We start from the raw sequence: 19,865 nt of genomic DNA on the forward strand, positions 1-19,865 counted from the left end.
CCGCCCGGAGGGGTGACTCAGGCGGGGTCGGGGCGCTGCAGCGGGATCCCCGCGATGCTCGGCGGCTTGGGCGCGACCGTGTCCTCGGGCTGGACCGCGTCGGTCGGCCGGGGGAGCGGGCCGACCCAGACGCGCCACACGCCGGCGTCGCGGAACACCTCGGCGTCGGTCACGAGCCGGCCGCGGCCGGCCGCGGCCGCCTGGGCGGCGAGCGGGAGCCGCTGCTCCTCCGGCGCGAGACCGACGTTGCGGTTGTTCCAGGAGAGCACGACGACGCCGCTCGGCTCCGCGTGCACCGTGAGCTCCGCGGCGACCCGGCTGACCTGCCGCCCGGTGCCGGCACTCGCCTCCAGCGCGGCCTGGTGCGCCGCGGTCTCGAGCGCGAGGAACCCCGCACCCACGTCGGCGGTCACGGTGGCACGTCGGAACAGTCCCATGCGCGTCACTCCGTCGCGGTGTCGGTGGTCGCGTCCAGCCCGAGCACGTCGGCGACCGTGGGCCAGGCGGCAGCGGCGAGCACGGCCTGGCCGGTGGCCGAGGGGTGGAAGTGGTCGACGGGCGAGAGCCACTCGGCAGTGACGGGCGCGGCCGCGACGGCACCGTCGTCGAACCGGCACGCGGCGTGCCGCTCGCACGCGGGCGCGATGGCGGCCTGCAGCTCCGCGAGCCGCTCGGCGGCCTGCGCGCGCACGGCGTCGTCGCCGCCGAGCACCGTCTCGCACAGTCCGTACGACCAGACCTGACGTGCCGCCGGGTCGTCCTCGGCCGCGTCCCAGACGTCGATGACGGCGGGCACGCTCGTGACGACCACGTCGGCCCCGGGCGTCACCGTCTCGAGGTGGGTGAGCAGACCGTCGAGCGCGTCGGCGAAGTCGCCGCGCGCCGTCATCGACGCGGCGTCGGGGGCGCACACGTCGTTGGCGCCGAACATCACGGTGACGAGCCCGACGTCGGTGCCGGCCGGGGCGCCCGGCTGCGCGAGCGCCTCGTCGACGAGCGCCACGCCGTCGTGCATCTGCGCGCCCTCGAGCGCCGCGTCGACCGAGGTGACGGCGTATCCGGCGGCGCCCAGGCGCGTGGCGATCGAGTCCACGGCCGGGTCGGTCCCGAGCGCCCACGACGCGGCCGTGCAGCCGATGACGGTGTCGCACGAGGCGAAACCGGTCGTCAGCGAGTCGCCGACCGCCAGGAGCACGAGGGGCTGACCGGCCGCGGGCGCGGGCTCCGGCGCGGCGGTCGGAGTGGGGGAGGAGGGGGCGGTGGTGGACGACGGCGGGGCCTCACCCGTCGCCGTCGGCTCGCCCCCGCCGTCGGCCGGGGAGCAGGAGGTGAGCATCGCCGTCGCGAGGACGACGGCGGTCAGCCCGAGGGTGGCGGCGCGGGGGCCCGGGCGCGTGATCACGTCTCCACGGTAGCCCGCGCGACGAGGTCGCGCCGGTCCGGTTCCGGGCAAAGAGGTGCTGGCCCGTCGGCAGGGGGCGGTCGACGGGCCAGCTGGGAAAAACTGTACATGGATCGCGCCGAGAGTGTCGCGTCGAGATCGCGTCGGCGGCGCGTCGGTGTCGCGTCGTCGGCCAGTCACCGGCTGCCCGGCCCCGGGTCGTTAGCATCGGGGCATGACCACCGGGGTGCAGCCACCGACGCGACGGCGCCCCGCGCTCGTGCGGGTGGCGAGCCGCTCGGTGTGGGTGTGGGGGATCGTCGCTGGCACGATCGCCCTGGCGCTCGGCACCTGGGCGGGTGGCGGGTTCCGGGAGGTGCCGGAGGACGGGCTGCCCGTGATCCCTGCCGACGCCCTCGTCTCGCTCGGGCCGTTCGACGTCGCGATCGAGGGCTGGACGGTGTCGAGCTCCATCCTCACGAGCGACCTCGAGTACGCCGACGCCGCCGCCTGGTTGGTCATCGCGGCCGACTTCCGTGCGAACCCGCCCCGGTCGACCGTGTTCTACGAGGACATGATGACGGTCAGCGCGCTCGAGCCGGTCGGCTTCGCCAAGACGGTCCACCCCACCGACGGGACCTACCTGACCTACCTCCACCCGGGCGTCACGACCCCGGCCCTCGTGCTCATCCCCCTCGGTTCGTCCGACGCCGCCACGATCGACGACCTCTCCGTGCTCCCCGTGGTGCTGGGCTCGCGCGTCTGGGTGGCGCACTCGCTCACCGACGAGATGGGCTGGTTCCGCACCACCCCGCGCGCGAGCGTCCAGGTCCCCCGGGACGACTCCGTGGCCGAGCTGGCCGAGCTGGCGGAGGACGCGGCGTGAGCGGCGCGGACGCCCGACGCCGCCTCACGCCCGGCGCGGTCGTCCCCGGGGTGGTGCTGCTGGCCCTCGCGATGGGGCTGGGCGTGCACGAGGCCAACCGCAAGGTCGTGCCGACCGTCGCGACGACGATCCACGGCACGGTCGGGCAGGAGCTCGCCGTCGGAGGGACCAGGGTCGAGGTCCTCGGGGCGAGCACCGCCCCGGTCGTCCGGGTCGAGGGAACCTTCTCCGACGAGGTCACCGAGCCGACCACGACCGGTGAGTGGCTGGTGCTGCGGGTCCGGTTCGCCGGTGAGCGCGAGCCCTCGGCCGTTCGTCGCTACGTCTGGCGGGACACGGAGGGCGTGGAGTACCAGACGAGCCAGTGGTTCGACTACGGCTACCCCTTCGCGCAGCCGGACGAGTGGTGGCACGAGGACGTCGTCTTCGAGGTCCCGCCGGCCGCGCTCGAGAGCGGCACCCTGCTGCTGCTCCCCGAGGGCCAGAACTGGGCGCTGCCCATGGAGGTCGGCGCGATCCGCGTGGACGACGTCGAGGTCGTGGACGTCATCGACGCCGTCGACGCGACGGTGGGGGAGGCGCCGTGAGGCTGCGGGCGGTGGCGGCGGGGGCGGCGTCCCTGGTCGCGATCGCGGGGCTGCTCGTCAGCGTCGGGTGGCGGGAGGGCTCGAGCTGGACGCGGAACAATCCCGTGGACGCCGCCGAGGTGGCGCCCGACGGGTCCGCGACCCAGCGCGGCGTGACCATCCGGTTCGACGGGCTCGACCAGGTCGACCGCCTCACGGGGCGGTTCGGGGACGCGCTGGTGCCGCCGGAGGGCTGGACGCTCTGGGTCGCCGGGCTCGAGGTCTCCGGCGTGACGGGGACCGGGTTCAGCGTGGAGGCCGTCGTCGTCGCCTCGGACGGCACGAGGTACACCCGGTCGGACCGGATCACGTTCGACCACGCCCCCGAGGAGGGCTGGTTCGCCGAGTTCCTCATCGAGAACGGGACGTGGACCGACGCCTTCCTGCTGCCCGAGGACGTCGAGCCGGTGCGGCTCGAGCTCGTGCCGACCGACGTCGCCCGGAACTACTGGTCCTTCGACGTCTGACCCCGCGCCGGGAGCCGCAGCACGCCCGGCAGGCCGAGGCGCCGCAGGGTGAGCTCGGTCCCGGCCGCCACGAGCGCAAGCGTCAGCACCTGCACGACGATCTGCCCGACGGCGGCGACCAGCGGGTAGAGGGCGCGCCAGTCCGTGGCGGCGACGGTGGGCAGCAGGAGGTCGGCCAGCCACCAGACGGCGTAGTCGGCCTGGGCCACGACCGTGAAGATCACGCAGAACACCAGCACCGGCGTCCAGCCGCGGGCGAGCACCAGGCCGAGCGCACCGCCCATCGGGCCCCAGCGGCTGGTGGGCCGCACCAGCGACGTCCACGACCGCTCGAGCCGGGCGGTGTCGGTGAACGTGTCCCCGTACCGCGACGTCAGGTCCGAGACGCGGCCGCCGAGCCGTCCGCGCCGACCCTCCGTGGTCTCGAGCGGCGCGCGCACGCGTCCGGTGATCGTCGCGGTCACCTCGGCGGCGCGCTGCGCGAGGACCGCCGGAGCCCCGCGCCGCGTCCCGAACAGGATCGCCCCGAGGGCGAGCCACGCCGTCGGGATGAGGATGCCGGCGACGGCGATCCCCACGACGGTGCCGACGATCCGGCTGATCGCGCCGATCGAGGGGGCGATCGAGGGCCACTCCAGCGAGGCCCACGCCTGGCTCACGGCGTGCACCGCGAACCGGCTGCTCCACCACTCGCCGAGGATGTTGCCGATCGCGACGGCGACGAGCACCGACAGCACCATCCAGACGAGCTCGGAGTAGGTGACGAGCACCCGCAGGACCGCCGTGCCGGCGTCGCCCCCGCGGCCGGGGGTGATCGTCCCGGCCTCGAGCCGCTGCTCCCGCCGCTCCAGGACGCGGGCGCCGACGCTCCGCACGAGCAGGGCGACCGCGATCGCGGAGATGACCGAGAAGGAGATCGGCTGCGGGATGCGCGTGCCGACGTCGACGGCCGCGTCGGTGCCCATGTTGCCCACGATGACCTCCATCGTGGCCTCGTAGAGGTAGTCCTTGCGGTCCTGGGTCAGCTGCCCGTTCTGCTCGTAGAGCACGAGGTAGAGCAGCAGCGCGCTGCCGAAGGTCGCCAGCGCCGCCGTCGCGCTGCGCCGACCGGTGTCGCTCAGCCGTCCCATCACGGTGAGCATCGCGACCGCCGCCACGAAGGTGATGCCGGGCACGAGCGCGAACACGAGGGTGCCCGGCGTCGCGCCCGTGCGAGAGACGATGACCGCGAGACGCATCGTCCAGTACGCGGCGAGGGCGCCGAGGGCCGAGACCCCCGCGAGCACGAGCCAGTAGCGGGCCAGCAGTCGTCCGGTGAGGACGACGAGGTCGCGCGCCTCCTCCCCGAGGGCGCGCCACGCGAGGCCCGCCGTGATCCGGGGCGGGGGGTCGTCGCCGCCCGCGGCGGCGGGGCGTACCGGGCCGACGGGCGTCGTCGGCCGCGAGTCGTGCGGGTGCGGGGTCGGCAGCGGAGTCGTGGGGCGCGAGTCGTGCGGGTGCCGGCCGGGCTGGCCGGGTTGCGACTGCCGGCCGGGCGACGGCTGGCCGGGCTGCGGCTGGATCGGCTGGAGCGGGCCGAACGGGTGGTGCCCGCTCACAGCCGCCGGTCGATCCAGTCGAGGAGCGCGTGCTCGTAGTCCTCGCGGGCGGGCGACGGCGAGAGGGCGAGGTCGTGCATGCCGTTCGGCACGGTGCGCAGGGTGACGTCGCTGCCGAGCTTCCCGGCGACGGCCCACATGTGCCGCACGTCGAGGACCGTGTCCGTGGTGCGCACCTGGGCCGGGGTGATCGCGGTCCCGCCGGCGCCGCCCGAGCGCGTCGACGTCGCCATCAGCACCGGCACGCGCAGGTCGAGCCCCTCGGCGACGCGGCGCTGGGCGCGGCGGATCGCGCTCAGCCAGGACGCGCGCACGGGGAAGCCCTCGAGCGGCTTCCAGGCCAGGTCGAAGTCCCACTCGCCGCCCGTGCTGGCGTGGATCGAGGCGGTGTAGGTGCGGGACAGGCGCGAGATGACGGCGTCGGGGTCGCGCCAGGAGGCGACCGCCGCGAGCGGTCCGCTGAGGCTGCGCCTGAGCGGGGTGTCGTTGATGTCGTACCAGGGACTGTTGAGCACGACGGCGTGGATCGAGCGCGGGTGGTGGTGGGCGAACAGCGTCACGACCAGGCCCCCGGTGGAGTGCCCGACCAGCACGACCTGGCGGTGCCCCTCCGACCGGATGATCGCCAGCGCGGCGAGGATCTCCTCGTCGTACTCCGCGACGTCGCGGACCAGCGCCGGGACCTGCCCGGGGCGCAGCGAGCGGCCGTAGCGGCGCAGGTCGAGCGCGTAGAAGTCGAGCCCGCCAGCGACCACGTTGCGCGCGTGCTGCGCCTGGAAGAAGTAGTCCGAGAACCCGTGCACGAACAGCACCGCGCGCTCGCGGGTCGGGGTGCCGCACCGCACGAGGGTGGCGGTCGTGCCGTCGGGACCGTCGCCGTCGTCCGCGAGCGGGATGGTGCGGGAGACGAACTCGCCGCCCAGGACGTCGGCGTCGTACGTCGTCGTGACGGGGTCCATGCGCGGCAGCCTAACGCGGCGCGTGCAGCCGGGCCCGTGCCGCCTCGCTAGCATCGCCACCATGACCTCGCCCCTGCGCACCGCGCTGACCTCGCGCTGGACGTGGGGGACCGCGGCGACGCTCGCCGTCGGGGTCGCCGCGATCGGCATCGGCGGCGGCTGGGGCGCGTCGCCGCCCGCCGAGCTCCCCGAGCTGGCCGCGGGGGCGACGGCGGAGCTGGGTCCGTACGACGTGGACGTGCGGGGGTGGACGGTGAGCGACGAGCTGCTGCCCGACGACCTCTCCTACAGCGACGCCGCGGCCTGGATCGTGATCGACCTCGGCATCACCGCCAACCCGCCCGCGACCGTCGGGTGGTTCGCCGACTCGCTCGCGGTCGAGGGCGTCGAGCCGACCGGGCGCGTGCTCCTGGTGGACCCCGCCGACGGCGACCTGATCGCGCAGGTCCACCCGGGCGTCCCGACCGACGCGCTGCTCCTCGTCCCGGTCGACGCGGAGGCCGCCGCCGCGGCCGACGAGCTGGACCGCCTGCCGGTCGTGCTCTCGGCGCACGTCTTCACCGCCCACGTCATCTCCGGCGAGGAGTGGTGGTGGCGCGCGAGGCCGACGGTGACGCTCGAGGTCTCCCGCGACGACGACGTCGCCCGCGTCGGGGCCGCCTCGTGAGCCGTGTGCGCCTCACCCCGGCGGCCTGGGCCTCCGCGGCCGGGCTCACCGCCGTCGCGCTGCTCCTCGGTCAGCACGCCGTGAGTCGGCCGGAGGTCGCCACGGGCACGTCGATCCTGCGGGCCGACGCCGGCCAGGAGCTGGTCGTCTCGGGCGCGCGGGTCGTGGTGCTCGAGGCGCGCTCGACCGACCAGGTGCTGGTCGAGGGCGAGGTGGACTACTCCCTCGAGTCCGACGGGTCCGACGAATCGTCCGACGAGGGCGACGGCCTCGTCCCGCTGACGACGACCGGGCGCTGGCTGGTGCTCCGCGTCGCCGTCGCCGGTGAGAACGCCCCGACCGATCAGGTCTCCTACGTCTGGGTCGACGACGAGGGCGTGCGGTACCAGCTCTCCGAACGCGTCGACCGCGACATCGACGACGCGCAGCCCGGGGAGTGGTGGCACGAGGACATCACGTTCGAGGTCCCGGCGGAGGCCGCCGACGGAGGCACCCTGCGCGTCGAGCCCGAGGGCGTCAGCCGCGAGGTACCCATGCAGGTCGGCGACATCCGGGTCGCCGACGTCGAGCGGGTGGAGTCGGTCGAACCCGCAGCGCTGAGCCCGGGGAGGTCCTGATGGTCGGGGAACGACGCCCGGTCAGGACGGCGGCGCTCGCGGCGGGCTCGCTCCTCGCCGTCGCGGCCCTCGTCTGGACGACGGGCCACGAGTCGTGGGCGACGTGGTCGCAGGGGCGGCCGCTGTCGGCTGCCCCGGTCGAGGCCGACGGCTCCGCCGAGGTCGCCGGGATCACGGTCGCGTTCGAGGGGGTCGAGCTCCTCGGGGGCGGGCTCGTGAGCCGGTTCGACGACGCGTTCGAGGCGCCCGAGGGCTGGGAGCTGTGGCGGGCCTCGTTCGAGGTGTCGGGCGTGCCCGAGGAGGACTCGCCCGAGGAGGAGGCGTGGGAGGCCGTCGGCGCGACGATGCACGTGGACGCCTCCGACGGGCGCACCTACACGCGCTCCGACGTCATCCCCTCCTCCGTCGAGCCCGACAACGGCTGGCTGGACCCGTACTCGCTCGAGGGCGGGGCGCAGACGGACGTCGTGCTGCTGCCCGACGGGGTCGTGCCGCAGCGGGTGCGGCTCCTGCCGACGGCCGAGACGTCGCGCTACTGGTCGTTCGAGGTCGACGCCGAGGAGGGCGCGGGGGCCGACGGGGGCTGAGCGTCGTGCGCGGCGCGACGGGCTCGGCGCCCGCCCGCGCGCCCGCCCGCCGGCGGGAGCCGCAGCACGCCGGGCATCCCGAGCCGCCGCAGCGTCAGGTCGGTCCCGGCCGCGACCGCCGCGATCGTCACGGTCTGCACCACGACCAGCGCGAGCGCCTCGAGCACGGGGAAGAGCGCGATCCAGTCAGCCAGCGCGACCGTGGGGAGCAGGAGGTCGGCCAGCCACCACACGACGTGGTCGACCTGGGCGAGCACCGTGAACAGGATGGCGAAGGTCAGCACGGGCAGCCAGCCGCGCGCCAGCACGAGCCCGACGGCGCCCCCGAGCGGGCCCCACCGGCTCTCCGGCCGGAGCACCGAGGCCCACGACCGCTCGAGGCGCTCGGTGTCCAGGAGCCGGTCCGTGTCGACGGAGGCGAGCCGTCGCGAGCGCGAGCCGAGCCGGGCGCCGTAGGTCGCCGTCGCCGCAGCGGCGCGCCGGGCGAGCGGCATGCCCGCGCCCTCGCGCCGGCCGTGCAGCAGGAAGCCGAGGGCCAGCCACGCCGTCGGGACGAGGATCCCGGCGACGGCGATCTGGAGCACGTGCCCGACGACGTCGGCGACCGCCCCGATCGCCGGCGCGATCGCCGGCCACTCCAGGGCGGCCCACGCCTGGCTCGCGCCGACCACCACGCGCCGGCTGTCCCACCAGTCGCCGAGCCGCCCGAGGACGGCGGCGACGACGAGGAACGAGAGCACCAGCCAGATCAGCTCGGCGTAGGCGACCAGGGTGCGCAGCGTCGCGGTGCCGATCCCGCCGATCCGGGTGCTGCGCGCCCCGGGACCACGGGCGTCGTGCCGCTCGAGCACGCGGGCACCGATGCCGCGCAGCACGAAGGCGACGACGATCGTGCCGAGCATCGGCACGGACAGCCCGTCGGGGATGCGGCCGACCAGGGCGTCGGCCGGGCCGACCTCGTCGGAGTAGACCGTCTCCTGCATCAGGGTGCGGAAGTAGCCGCTGCGCTCCGCCTCGAGCTGGCCGCTCTGCTCGTACAGCACCAGGTACAGGAGCAGGGCGCTCGCGAACGCGGCCAGCGACGTCGCGACGCCCCTCCCCGCGCCCCCGTGAGCCGGGCGGTGACGGCGAGCATCCCGACGGCGGTGGCGAACGCGATGCCCGGGCTGAGAGCGAAGACGGCCAGCCCCGCCGTCGCGCTCCGCTCGGAGACGAGGACGGCGAGCTCGAGCACCCAGCTGCGCGCGGTCGCGCCGAGGGCGGCGACGGCGAGCAGCACGTACCAGTAGCGCGCCAGCAGGCGGCCGGTGGTGACGAGGAGCTCGCGGCCGTCGTCGCGGACGACGGAGGCGACGTCGCGGGCGGTGAGGGCGGGACGCGGGGGGTCGGGAGAGACGGCCGGCTGCGTGGCGACGGCTGCCTGCGTGGCCTCGGCCTCGGCCGGCGCGTCCCCGTGCGTCATGCGCCGCAGCCTAGCCCTCGGGGCCCTGCGTCCCCCGCGTAGCCCACGCCACAGCCGTCGCACCGTCCGGCCATCGTGCGGTCAGGCACCGTTCACCGCGCTGCGGCACAATGCGGATCGTGACGACACCTTCCCCGGACCGGCCTGCGACCGGGGTGATGGACCGGATCGCCGAGGCCCCGAGGCCCCGGACCCTGCTCGACGTGCTGGCGGCCACGGCCGAGGCCCACCCCGACGCCCCCGCGATCGAGGACGAGGCCGGCCACCTGACCTACGCCGAGCTGCTGGAGCACATCGGCGAGCTGGCTGCCCAGCTGCGCGCGGCCGGTGTCGTCACGGGCGACACGGTGGGGGTGCGGCTGCCGTCGGGCGGGCGCGAGCTGTACGTCGCGATCCTCGCCGTCATCGCGGCCGGTGCCGCCTACGTGCCCGTCGACGCCGACGACCCGCCCGAGCGCGCCGCCCTCGTCCTCGGTGAGGCGCGGGTCCACGGCGTGCTCGACGCCGTCGGGAGCTACCGCCGGCTGCGCGGCGGCGAGGAGCTGCTCGAGCTGGTGCCCGACGCCGAGGGCCGGATCGGCGGCGGCGACGTCCCCGAGCCCGGCGACTGGGAGCAGCCCGGGCTCGAGCACGACGCCTGGGTCATCTTCACCTCCGGCTCCACCGGCACCCCCAAGGGGTCGCCGTCAGCCACCGCAGCGCCGCCGCGTTCGTCGACGCCGAGGCCGCCCTCTTCCTCGTCGACGCCCCGCTCGTTCCCGGCGACCGCGTGCTCGCTGGCCTGTCGGTCGCGTTCGACGCCTCGTGCGAGGAGATGTGGCTCGCGTGGCGCAACGGCGCGTGCCTCGTGCCGGCGCCGCGCTCGCTCGTGCGCTCCGGCGAGGACCTCGGACCGTGGCTGCAGCGCCGCTCCGTCACCGCCGTCTCCACCGTGCCGACCCTCGCCTCGCTCTGGCCGGCCGAGGCGCTGGAGTCCGTGCGCCTGCTGATCTTCGGCGGTGAGGCGTGCCCGCCCGAGCTCGGTCGCCGTCTGGCGAGCCCCGACCGCGAGGTCTGGAACACCTACGGCCCGACCGAGGCGACCGTCGTCGCGTGCGGCGCCCCGCTCGGCGGCCCCGGCCCCGTGCGCATCGGGCTGCCGCTCGCGGGCTGGGCGCTCGCCGTCGTCGACGCCGAGGGCCACCCGGTGCCCGAGGGCGGCCAGGGCGAGCTGGTCATCGGCGGCGTCGGGCTCGCCCGCTACCTCGATCCCGCCAAGGACGCCGAGAAGTACGCCCCGATGCCGACGCTCGGCTGGGAGCGGGCCTACCGCTCCGGTGACCTCGTGCGGTTCGAGCGCGAGGGCCTGATCTTCCTCGGCCGCGCCGACGACCAGGTCAAGGTCGGCGGCCGCCGCATCGAGCTCGGCGAGGTCGACACGGCCCTGCAGGGGTTGCCAGGCGTGACGGCGGCGGCCGCCGCGGTGCGCCGCACCGAGGCGGGCACGCCGGTGCTGGTCGGTTACCTCACGGTGACGCCCGAGTTCCAGCGGCAGGAGGCCCGCGCGCTGCTCGCCGAGGAGCTGCCGGCCGCGCTGGTGCCGCTGCTCGCCGTCGTCGAGGACCTGCCCACCCGCACCTCGGGCAAGGTCGACCGCGACGCGCTGCCGTGGCCGCTGCCCGGGGCGGGCGGGGGAGCGGGGGGCGACGTCGACGGCGACGCCCTCGCGGACCTGCCGCCGGCCCAGGCGTGGCTGGCCGAGCAGTGGCGTGCGGTGCTCGGCGTCGCCGTCGCGAGCCCCGACGCCGACTTCTTCGAGGTCGGCGGCGGCTCGCTGTCGGCCGCCCAGCTCGTCTCGCGCATCCGTGCCCGCAGGGCCGAGGTGACGGTCGCCGACCTGTACGACCGGCCTCGGCTGGCCGCGATGGCCGAGCTGCTCGGAGACCTCGGCGACGACGACCCGACCACCGGCTCCGGCGCCGACGGCACGTTCTCGCGCCCCTCGCCCACGCCGCGCCTCACGCAGCTGCTCCAGACGCTCACCGCCGTGCCGCTGTACATCCTCACGGGTGCGCGCTGGCTCGTGTACGTGCTCACCGCCGGCAACCTGCTGCACCTCGCGGCGGGCTCGCCGAACGGTGCCGGCGAGGACTTCAGCTTCCTGCCGTGGACGCCGTGGCCGGTCATCGCCGTCGGGCTGCTGGTGCTCGTGACGCCCTGGGGCGGATGGCCGTCGCGGCGCTCGCGGCCCGGATCCTGCTCGCCGGTGTGAAGCCGGGCGACTACCGCCGTGGCGGCGCGACCCACCTGCGGCTGTGGCTCGCCGAGGCGATCGCGCACCAGATCGACGCCGTCAGCCTCGCGGGCGCGCCCTGGGTGGTCGTCTACGCGCGGGCGCTCGGCGCGCGGATCGGTCGCGACGTCGACCTCCACACCCTCCCGCCGATCACCGGGATGCTCGTGGTGGGCGACGGCGCCGCCGTCGAGCCCGAGGTCGACCTCGCCGGGTACTGGCTGGACGGCGACGTCGTGCGGCTGGGCGGCATCGAGATCGGAGCGCACGCGTGCGTCGGGGCCCGCAGCACGCTCGCCCCCGGAACCCGCATCGGGGCCGGCGCCACCGTCAGCCCCGGCAGCGCGGTGTTCGGCAAGGTCGGCGCAGGCAAGACGTGGAGCGGCTCGCCCGCCGTCCGCGTCCCCACGAGCGACGGCGGGTGGCCGACGACGGCGCCGCCCAGCAACCGCTCGTGGCTGGTGGCCTACGGGCTGGCCTCGACCGCCGTCGCGCTGCTCCCGATCCTCGCCTTCGTGCTCGGCGGTCTCGTCGTGGCGCAGGGGCTGCGCGGCGCCGAGACGTTCTCCCAGGCCGCGCTCGCGGGGCTGGTGTGGATCGCGCCGGCGGGCGTCGTGACGTTCGTGGCGTTCGCCGTCGGCGTCGTGGTGGCGGTGCGGCTGCTGTCGATCGGCCTGACGCCGGGCGACCACCCGGTCCTGTCGCGCGTGGCGTGGCAGGCCTGGACGATCGAGCGGCTGCTCGACGCCGCGCGCACCATCCTCTTCCCGCTCTACGCCTCGCTGTTCACGCCCGTGTGGCTGCGGCTGCTGGGCGCCAAGGTGGGCAAGGACGTCGAGGCGTCCACCGTGCTGCTGCTCCCCACGATGACGACGATCGACGACGGCGCGTTCCTCGCCGACGACACGATGATCGCCTCCTACGAGCTGCGCCAGGGCTGGATGCGCATCGCGAAGGTGCGGATCGGCGCGCGCGCGTTCATCGGGAACTCGGGCATGGCCGGCGCAGGTCACAAGGTGCCGAAGGACTCCCTCGTCGCCGTGCTGTCGATCGCGCCGGCCAAGGCCAAGGCGGGCAGCTCGTGGCTCGGCTCGCCGCCCGTGCGGCTGCGGCGCGTGCCGACGGAGGGCGACGACCGACTCACCTACAGCCCCGACGCCCGGCTCCGGGTGGCGCGCGCGTTCTGGGAGCTTCTGCGCGCCGTCCCGGTGATCCTCAGCTACGGGCTCGGGCTCGCCGTCCTGCTCGTGCTCGCGTGGCTGGCCGTCGAGGTCGGGCCGGGATGGGCGCTGCTGCTCTCGGGCGTGGTGCTCGTCAGCGCCGCGGTCGTCGCGGCCGCGGTGAGCACGGTCGCGAAGTGGCTGATCGTGGGTCCGATCCGCGCCGGCGACCACCCGCTGTGGAGCTCGTTCGTGTGGCGCACCGAGGTCTCGGACACGTTCGTGGAGATGCTCGCGGCACCGTGGTTCGCGCACGCGGCGGCCGGCACCCCGGCGCTCGCGGTGTGGCTGCGCTCGCTCGGCGCCCGGATCGGGCGCGGCGTCTGGTGCGACTCCTACTGGCTGCCGGAGCCTGACCTCGTGACCCTGGGGGACGGCGCCGTCGTGAACCGCGGCTGCGTGGTGCAGACCCACCTGTTCCACGACCGGGTGATGAGCATCGACGGCGTGACGCTCGGCGTCGGCGCCACGCTCGGACCGCACAGCGTGATCCTGCCCGCGGCTAGTATCGGTGATCACGCCACCGTCGGCCCCGCCTCGCTGGTCATGCGGGGCGAGGACGTGCCGGTCGGCAGCCGCTGGAGCGGGAACCCGATCGGCCCCTGGAGGTCGGTCAGGGTGCGCGCCTACGTGGGTAACGACTAGGCGCCGGAGCACGACGCCCGGTCGCGGACGAGCAGACGGCAGACGATCAGGCGACGACCGGGCCCCGGCCCGAGGCAGGGATGACGATGGTGCGATCGACCTCCGCGACGGGACTGGGCGACCGCTACACGCCGACGAGCGGCAACCCCGGCTACCACGTCGAGCTGTACGACCTCGAGCTCGACTACAAGGTGCGGACCAACCGGCTCGAGGGCGTCGCGATCCTGTCGATCCTCACGACCGACGACGTCAGCTCGCTCGCGTTCGACCTCGTCACCCTCAAGGTGTCCGGGGCCAGGGTCAACGGGCACCGGGCCCCGTACACGCAGGGGCCGACCAAGGTCCGCGTGCAGCTCCCGCGGCCGACGGTCGCGGGGGTGCGGCTGACGGTCGAGCTCGACTACGTCGGTCGTCCGGGGCCGCGGCGCACGCGCTGGGGCCGCATCGGGTGGGAGGAGCTGGAGGACGGCGTCCTCGTCGCCTCGCAGCCCACCGGGGCGCCGACCTGGTTCCCCTGCAACGACCACCCGAGCGAGAAGTCGCGCTACCGCCTCGCGATCACGACGGAGAAGCCGTACCGCGTCGTCGCGCACGGGGTGCCCGCCGGCCACACGAGCCGCGGCGAGCAGCGGACCTGGCGCTACATCCAGGACATCCCGGCCGCGAGCTACCTCGCCACGGTCCAGGTGGGCGACTACGTCGCCGACGAGATCGACCTCGGCACCGTGCCCGGCACCCTGCACTACCCGCGCGCGCTGGCCAAGCGGGTCAAGCACGACTTCGCCGACCTCGGCCGGATGGTCGCGCTGTTCTCCGACCGGTTCGGGCCCTACCCGCTGTCGAAGTACGACGTCGTCATCACGCCGGACGAGCTCGAGATCCCGATCGAGGCGCAGGGGATGGCCACGTTCGGCAGCAACCACGCCGACGGCGAGAAGGGCTCGGAGCGGCTCGTCGCGCACGAGCTCGCGCACCAGTGGTTCGGCAACAGCGTCGGCCTGGCGTCCTGGCAGCACATCTGGCTCAACGAGGGCTTCGCCTGCTACTCGGAGTGGCTGTGGTCGGAGGAGTCCGGCGGGCCGGCCGCGGACGTGCTCGCGCGGCAGTACCACGCGCGGCTGACGCTGCAGCCGCAGGACATCGTGCTCGGCGACCCCGGGCCCGACCTCATGTTCGACGACCGCATCTACAAGCGCGGCGCCCTGCTCGTGCACGCGCTGCGCCTCACGCTCGGCGACGAGGCGTTCTTCGACGTCGTGCGCGGGTGGACCGAGCTGAAGCGGCACGGCGTCGCGACGACGGAGGAGTTCGTGCAGCACGCGTCCGACCGGTCGGGGCGCGACCTGGGTGGGCTGTTCGACGCGTGGCTGGTGCGGACGGCGCTTCCGGCGCTGCCCCTGCCCTGAGGGGGCCGGTGAGGGCGGCGGCCTAGCGAGCCTGGCGGCGGCCCACCGCGATCGCGACGGCGAAGCCCGGGACCTCGAGCGACGTCACCTCGTAGCGGTGGGGGAGCGCGGCGACGGCCGCCGCGAGCGCGGCCGGGTCGGTCTCGCCGCGGTTGCGGGCGATGCCGCGGCCGTCCGCCTTCAGGGTCGCCTCGTAGCGGGTCCAGGCGCGGGTGCGGGCGTGAGGGTCGGCGGTGGCATCGGCGTCGCGGTCCGGTGCGACCAGGGGCTCGACGTCGACGCCCAGCGCGCGCACCGCCGTCGTCGGGGCGAGGGCCGCGACCGCCAGGCCGCCCGCGTGCGCGAGGCTCGCGACGACGGGGTGCCCGACGACGACGGGGCGCCCGTGCGGGCCGCCGCACACCTCGCAGCGGGCGTCGATCTCGATGTGGGCGGGGTCGCCGTCGTTCGCGGGCCGGCCCGCCCGGCTCGCGCGGACCAGCCGGCGCAGCAGGTGGCGCCCGAGCAGCAGCTCGTCAGCCCGGGCGTCGCCCAGCCCCTCGAGACGCGCGCGCTCGGCGTCGCCCAGCTCCGCGAACGCGGCGCGATGGACGCCGTCGAGCGCCGCCACGGGCGCGAGGGCGAGCGAGACGTCGCCGACGCTGCGGAGCTGGATCACCCGACCACGGTAGCGACCCCGGTCGCAACGCCGGACGGGAATGTCGCCCCGCGACGGCGGGAGTTGCGGCACGACCCCGTCGCGGAAATGCCCCGAAGAGAATCGGCGGGCGCCGCCGCGGTCGAAATACGGACGCCGTGATCGTTGCTGCTGCGAGGTTTCCGGCATTAACGGCACACCGCCGTGCGGAAAACAATGCAAGGTGAGGCGTCCCTGAATGCGCGTGAGGCAAGCCTTGGTAAGCATTGCCTGAATTGTCAGGAAATGTGGCGCCATTGTCATTCCCGGCGTATTGTCGATGCATCAACCCGTCCTGAGGAGGATCCCGTGTCAGCTCTCGTCGAGATGCCCCACGTCGCCGACTGCGCCGTGACCGACTGCTCCTACAACCACGACGGCTGCCACGCGTTCGCCGTCACCATCGACGACGACGTCGACTGCGCGACCTTCATCGACATCGGTACGCGCGGCGGCCTCGACCGCGTCGTCGCCCAGGTCGGTGCCTGCCAGCGCACGTCCTGCCAGTTCAACACCAACCTCGAGTGCGGGGCCGACGCCGTGCGCATCGGACCGGGCGGGTCCGGCACCGCGAACTGCCTGACCTTCGTCGAGGGCTGAGGCTCCCGCGACAGTCGTTCCCGAAGCGCCCGGTGGCACCAGCTGCCGGGCGCTTCGTGCTGTCCGCGTGCAGGAGGCCCTCGTCGGTGGTGCGCAACCCCCTCGCCAGTGGTGCGGAAACCCCTCGTCGGTGGTGCAGAAGGCCCTCGTCGGTGGTGCGGAAGCCCCTCGCCGGCGGAAGGGTCTCGGATGGTGAGACGGTGGCGGGGGTGGGTGACTCGGGCTCGCGGGCGCTCCTAGAGTCGTCCCGTCAGCAGCACCCACGAGCACCCCAGCGGAAGGAGTCGGCCATGACCCGCACGTCGCAGCACGCGCAGCAGCCGCACCTCCTCGCCGCCCGCGGTTGTCGGTCGACCTGTATGCACAGGCCCGACTCCGCCGTCGCGAACTGACGAGCGTCGCGCGAGTCGGGCTTCCCGCCCCCGACCGACTCTGATCCGGAGCTCACCGTGACCACCACCCTCCTCGTTCGCCCCGCCCGTCCCCTCGGCACCGTCGCCCTCAGCCGTGACCTCGACCGCCGCCCCCGTCCTCGTGCGACGACGGCGCAGCCTGCGGCCGAGACCCCGCACCCGGCGCCCACCCCGACCCGGACCGCCTCCCTCGAGCTCGCCGCCGACCTCCCGTTCCACGTGCTGGTCGCGGCGGCCCAGGACGCCGAGCGCGCCGGCCGCGACGTCCTGTGGCTCACCGGCGGCGGTGCGGCCGCCGTCGCCTCCCGCCTCCTGCGCCTGACCCGCACGCTCGCGATCGGCGCCGAGCTCGACCTCTCCCGCGGCGCCGAGGCGGCCGCCCTCGACGCCGTCGCCCTCACGCGCATCGGCGACGCCCGCGCCCACGTCCTCGTCAGGGACGCCCGTCAGCTGCCCGCCCTGGCCCGCGAGCTCGGGCTGCGCCCCCGCGCCCGTGCGACACGCTTCGGCGGCGACGCCTTCGCGGCCACCCTGCCGCCCGCGGAGAGCCAGGACGTGCGGATCACGGCCGTCGTCGACTACGACGGCGACCTCGTCACCGTCCTCCCGCTCGTCCGGGCGATCCTCGTCGTGGCCCCGAGCGGTGTGGACGCCCACGCGCTGGTGCGTCGCGCCCGCGCCGCCGGGGCGGGCTGGCCCGACGTCGTCGTCCACGTCGCCGTCCCCGCCGACCAGCGCCCCGCCGGCTGGCCGCACGCCGACGGTCTCGTGCTCGGGCCGCCGGCCGAGCGCCGCGCCGCCTGACCCGCGCCCAGCAGTACCCGCCCGCGCCGAGGCCGGGCAGGATGGCCCCATGACTGCAGACGAGAACCTCCGCTGGGGCATCCTCGGACCGGGACGCATCGCCGGAGGAGTCGCCCGCGACTTCGGCAACGTCGCGCACGGCGAGATCGTCGCCGTCGGCTCGCGGGACCTCGACCGGGCCTCCGCGTTCGCCGCCGAGCACGCCCCGGCCGCCCGCTCCCACGGCTCCTACGCCGAGCTCCTCGAGGACCCCGACGTCGAGGCGGTCTACATCGCGACGCCGCACTCCCAGCACGCGGTGCAGGCCTCCGCGGCGATCGCCGCGGGCAAGGCGGTCCTCGTGGAGAAGAGCTTCACCGCCACCTACGCCGGCGCCGAGCGCGTCGTCAACGAGGCCCGCGAGGCCGGCGTGTTCGCGATGGAGGCGATGTGGACGAGGTTCGTCCCCGCCGTCGTGCGTGTCCGTGAGCTGCTCGCCGACGGCGCGATCGGCGAGGTCCGCGCCGTCACCGCCGACCTGGGGGTGCGCCGCGAGTTCGCCCCCGAGGACCGCCTGTTCAGCCTCGCCCTCGGCGGCGGCACGCTGCTCGATCTCGGCGTCTACGTGGTCTCGTTCGCCCAGATGGTGCTCGGGCACCCGCGCTCCGTGACGGCCCACGGCTCCCGCCTGCCCACCGGCGTCGACGCCGAGGCCGGCCTGCTCGTGGACTTCGGCGACGGTCGCACGGCCACGCTGCAGACGTCGTTCCGCGCGCCGACGCCAGGCAACGCGCGGATCTACGGCAGCGAGGGCTGGATCGACGTCCCGCCGCGCTTCCACCACCCCGACCGCCTCGTGCTGCACCGATTCGGCAGCGACCCCGTCGAGGAGGTGCTGCCGCCGCGCGGCGCCGGCTACGCGCACGAGTTCGACGAGGTCGCCACGCGGATCCGCGCCGGCCACACCGAGTCCGCCGTGATGTCGCTGGCCGACACCCTCGTGGTGCAGCGGATGCTCCAGGACGCCGCCGACCAGCTCGGGGTCGCGCTCGTCGACGCGGACGGTGAGCTCTGATGGCCCTGCCGCTCGGGGCGCCGATCGCGCCGATGCTCGCCAAGAGCGTCGCGGCCGTGCCGGCCGCCGACGCCGCGGGCGGCCCGTACTCCTACGAGCCCAAGTGGGACGGGTTCCGGGCGATCGTGCTGGTGGACGACGGCGAGGTGGAGATCCTCTCCCGCAGCGGCAAGTCGATGACGCGCTACTTCCCCGACGTCGTCGAGGCCGCGATCGCCGAGCTGCCCGCCCGGGCGGTGGTCGACGGCGAGATCGTCCTCGCTCGCGGCTCGCGTCTCGACTTCGAGCTGCTCGGGCAGCGGATCCACCCCGCCGCGACGCGCGTGCGGATGCTGGCGGAGCACGCGCCCGCGAACCTCGTGGTGTTCGACGTGCTCGCGCTGGGGGACGACGTCGTGATGGACCGTCCGCTGAGCGAGCGGCTGGAGGTGCTCGACGGTCTGGACCTGACCGGACCCCGGGTGCACGCCACCCCGCGGACGCTCGACGCCGCCGTCGCGCAGGAGTGGCTGGGGGTGTTCGAGGGCGCCGGCCTCGACGGTGTGATGGCCAAACCGCTGGCCGACCCGTACGCCCCGGGCAAGCGCGCGATGCTCAAGATCAAGCACGCCCGGACGGCGGACGTCGTGCTGGCCGGGTACCGCGAGCACAAGGACTCGACACCGGACGAGCCGCTCGTCGGGTCGCTCCTGCTCGGTCTCTACGAGGGCGAGCAGCTCCACTTCGTCGGCGTCTCCGCGTCGTTCCCGATGGCGCGACGGGCCGAGCTGATCGAGGAGCTGGCGCCGCTCGTGGTCGACGTGACCGACCGTGAGCAGGCCGAGGCGCACCCGTGGGCGGAGTGGGCGGACCCGTCGGCGCACGCCGAGGGACGCAAACCCGGGGCCCAGTCGCGCTGGTCGGGCGGGAAGGACCTCAGCTTCACGCCGTTGCGCGTCGAGCGCGTGCTCGAGGTCGGCTACGACCACATGGAGGGTGCCCGGTTCCGGCACACCACGCAGCTCAAGCGGTGGCGCCCGGACCGCGAGCCGCGCTCGTGCACGTACGAGCAGCTCGACGAACCCGTCGGTTACGACCTCGCCGAGCTGCTGCCGGGCGCGCCGGCCGCCGACCCGACGTTCACCGGGGCGCTCGAGTGACCCGCACCATCACGCTCGCGCAGGAGCTGGAACGTCTCGACGCCTCCGGGCTGGCCCTCTGCTGGGAGGGGCTGCCGGAGGGGGAGGAGGACGCCTTTCGCGGCGGCCTCGCCGCGATGCTCGAGCTCCCGCAGCTCCTCGAGGAGGAGGTGCTCATCGTTCCGGGGGCGCTGATGAACGCCACCTACGGACTTACGGGCGACAACGCCTACCCGGCGTCGCTGCGCATCGCCGTCGTCGAGGTTCCCTCGCAGGTGCGCGCGCTCGTGCCGGTCCTCACGCCCCGGGGCCTGCGCTTCTTCGACAACCTCGTGACGAACGACGCGCGCGAGCAGCACCGGATCGACGGCGGGCCGAGCGGCGGCTGATCGCTCCGGACGAGGCCC

The 19,865-nt window shown here is 75.0% G+C and carries 19 protein-coding genes and 1 pseudogene; 13 read left to right on the plus strand and 7 right to left on the minus strand.

Annotation, left to right across the window (positions count from 1 at the left end):
• Positions 1-17 precede the first annotated feature (17 nt).
• The gene (locus C8046_RS13970; protein WP_109229959.1) at positions 18-437 is read right to left on the minus strand and encodes a hypothetical protein; all 420 of its coding nucleotides are present in this window, start codon (positions 435-437) and stop codon (positions 18-20) included.
• Positions 438-442: 5 nt separating this feature from the next.
• The gene (locus C8046_RS13975) at positions 443-1,402 is read right to left on the minus strand and encodes an SGNH/GDSL hydrolase family protein (RefSeq protein ID WP_109229960.1); all 960 of its coding nucleotides are present in this window, start codon (positions 1,400-1,402) and stop codon (positions 443-445) included.
• Positions 1,403-1,616: 214 nt separating this feature from the next.
• On the opposite strand from C8046_RS13975, the gene C8046_RS13980 reads away from it, so the two are divergent.
• Genes C8046_RS13980 through C8046_RS13990 form a run of 3 tightly spaced genes read left to right on the plus strand, consistent with a single transcriptional unit; the run spans position 1,617 to position 3,360 of the window.
• Entirely contained in the window at positions 1,617-2,267 is a 651-nt protein-coding gene (locus C8046_RS13980) for a hypothetical protein (RefSeq protein WP_109229961.1), read from the plus strand.
• Positions 2,264-2,854: a hypothetical protein gene (locus tag C8046_RS13985; RefSeq protein WP_109229962.1), complete on the plus strand. Its 591-nt coding sequence runs from the start codon at positions 2,264-2,266 to the stop codon at positions 2,852-2,854. The genes C8046_RS13980 and C8046_RS13985 overlap by 4 nt, the downstream gene beginning before the upstream one ends.
• Entirely contained in the window at positions 2,851-3,360 is a 510-nt protein-coding gene (locus C8046_RS13990) for a hypothetical protein (RefSeq protein WP_109229963.1), read from the plus strand. Before C8046_RS13985 ends, C8046_RS13990 begins: the two co-directional genes overlap by 4 nt.
• On the opposite strand, the gene C8046_RS13995 is transcribed toward C8046_RS13990, so the two are convergent.
• Positions 3,339-4,958: a hypothetical protein gene (locus C8046_RS13995; RefSeq protein ID WP_109229964.1), complete on the minus strand. Its 1,620-nt coding sequence runs from the start codon at positions 4,956-4,958 to the stop codon at positions 3,339-3,341. The two genes, C8046_RS13990 and C8046_RS13995, sit on opposite strands and share 22 nt — an antisense overlap.
• Positions 4,955-5,917, minus strand: coding sequence for an alpha/beta hydrolase (locus C8046_RS14000; RefSeq protein WP_109229965.1), 963 nt, complete (start codon positions 5,915-5,917; stop codon positions 4,955-4,957). Before C8046_RS14000 ends, C8046_RS13995 begins: the two co-directional genes overlap by 4 nt.
• A gap of 61 nt (positions 5,918-5,978) precedes the next feature.
• Here C8046_RS14000 and C8046_RS14005 point away from each other — a divergent pair, with 61 nt between their 5' ends.
• From C8046_RS14005 to C8046_RS14015, 3 genes are read left to right on the plus strand one after another with little or no spacing between them, the layout of a single operon-like run.
• Positions 5,979-6,584 (plus strand): hypothetical protein, encoded by a 606-nt coding sequence (locus C8046_RS14005; protein WP_109229966.1) that lies wholly within the window; start codon positions 5,979-5,981, stop codon positions 6,582-6,584.
• Positions 6,581-7,201: a hypothetical protein gene (locus C8046_RS14010; RefSeq protein ID WP_146197170.1), complete on the plus strand. Its 621-nt coding sequence runs from the start codon at positions 6,581-6,583 to the stop codon at positions 7,199-7,201. The genes C8046_RS14005 and C8046_RS14010 overlap by 4 nt, the downstream gene beginning before the upstream one ends.
• A complete protein-coding gene (locus C8046_RS14015) occupies positions 7,201-7,788 on the plus strand; it encodes a hypothetical protein (protein WP_109229968.1) in 588 nt (195 codons plus the stop codon). Before C8046_RS14010 ends, C8046_RS14015 begins: the two co-directional genes overlap by 1 nt.
• On the opposite strand, the gene C8046_RS14020 is transcribed toward C8046_RS14015, so the two are convergent.
• Both C8046_RS14020 and C8046_RS14025 read right to left on the minus strand, forming a co-directional pair.
• Complete coding sequence (locus C8046_RS14020; RefSeq protein ID WP_109229969.1) at positions 7,734-8,831, minus strand: hypothetical protein; 1,098 nt, start codon at positions 8,829-8,831, stop codon at positions 7,734-7,736. The two genes, C8046_RS14015 and C8046_RS14020, sit on opposite strands and share 55 nt — an antisense overlap.
• The gene (locus tag C8046_RS14025) at positions 8,771-9,250 is read right to left on the minus strand and encodes a hypothetical protein (protein WP_109229970.1); all 480 of its coding nucleotides are present in this window, start codon (positions 9,248-9,250) and stop codon (positions 8,771-8,773) included. Before C8046_RS14025 ends, C8046_RS14020 begins: the two co-directional genes overlap by 61 nt.
• Before the next feature lie 158 nt (positions 9,251-9,408).
• Between C8046_RS14025 and C8046_RS14030 the strand changes: the two are divergent.
• Positions 9,409-13,387, plus strand: a pseudogene (locus tag C8046_RS14030) (Pls/PosA family non-ribosomal peptide synthetase).
• A gap of 86 nt (positions 13,388-13,473) precedes the next feature.
• Entirely contained in the window at positions 13,474-14,793 is a 1,320-nt protein-coding gene (locus C8046_RS14035; protein WP_109230951.1) for a M1 family metallopeptidase, read from the plus strand.
• 22 nt (positions 14,794-14,815) lie between these two features.
• On the opposite strand, the gene C8046_RS14040 is transcribed toward C8046_RS14035, so the two are convergent.
• A complete protein-coding gene (locus C8046_RS14040; protein ID WP_109229971.1) occupies positions 14,816-15,451 on the minus strand; it encodes a hypothetical protein in 636 nt (211 codons plus the stop codon).
• A gap of 327 nt (positions 15,452-15,778) precedes the next feature.
• On the opposite strand from C8046_RS14040, the gene C8046_RS14045 reads away from it, so the two are divergent.
• The 5 genes from C8046_RS14045 (at position 15,779) to C8046_RS14065 (ending at position 19,847) form a co-directional block, all read left to right on the plus strand.
• Positions 15,779-16,069: a DUF1540 domain-containing protein gene (locus C8046_RS14045; protein WP_199224486.1), complete on the plus strand. Its 291-nt coding sequence runs from the start codon at positions 15,779-15,781 to the stop codon at positions 16,067-16,069.
• Positions 16,070-16,518: 449 nt separating this feature from the next.
• Positions 16,519-17,286, plus strand: a complete 768-nt coding sequence (locus tag C8046_RS14050; RefSeq protein WP_109229973.1) for a hypothetical protein — start codon at positions 16,519-16,521, stop codon at positions 17,284-17,286.
• Between the two features lie 49 nt (positions 17,287-17,335).
• Positions 17,336-18,340: a Gfo/Idh/MocA family protein gene (locus tag C8046_RS14055; protein ID WP_109229974.1), complete on the plus strand. Its 1,005-nt coding sequence runs from the start codon at positions 17,336-17,338 to the stop codon at positions 18,338-18,340.
• On the plus strand, positions 18,340-19,479 hold the full coding sequence (locus tag C8046_RS14060) for an ATP-dependent DNA ligase (RefSeq protein ID WP_109229975.1): 1,140 nt from the start codon (positions 18,340-18,342) through the stop codon (positions 19,477-19,479). Before C8046_RS14055 ends, C8046_RS14060 begins: the two co-directional genes overlap by 1 nt.
• The gene (locus tag C8046_RS14065; RefSeq protein ID WP_109229976.1) at positions 19,476-19,847 is read left to right on the plus strand and encodes a hypothetical protein; all 372 of its coding nucleotides are present in this window, start codon (positions 19,476-19,478) and stop codon (positions 19,845-19,847) included. The genes C8046_RS14060 and C8046_RS14065 overlap by 4 nt, the downstream gene beginning before the upstream one ends.
• The last annotated feature ends 18 nt before the right edge of the window (positions 19,848-19,865 follow it).

It is taken from the genome of Serinibacter arcticus (genome assembly GCF_003121705.1).
GTDB lineage: Bacteria > Actinomycetota > Actinomycetes > Actinomycetales > Beutenbergiaceae > Litorihabitans.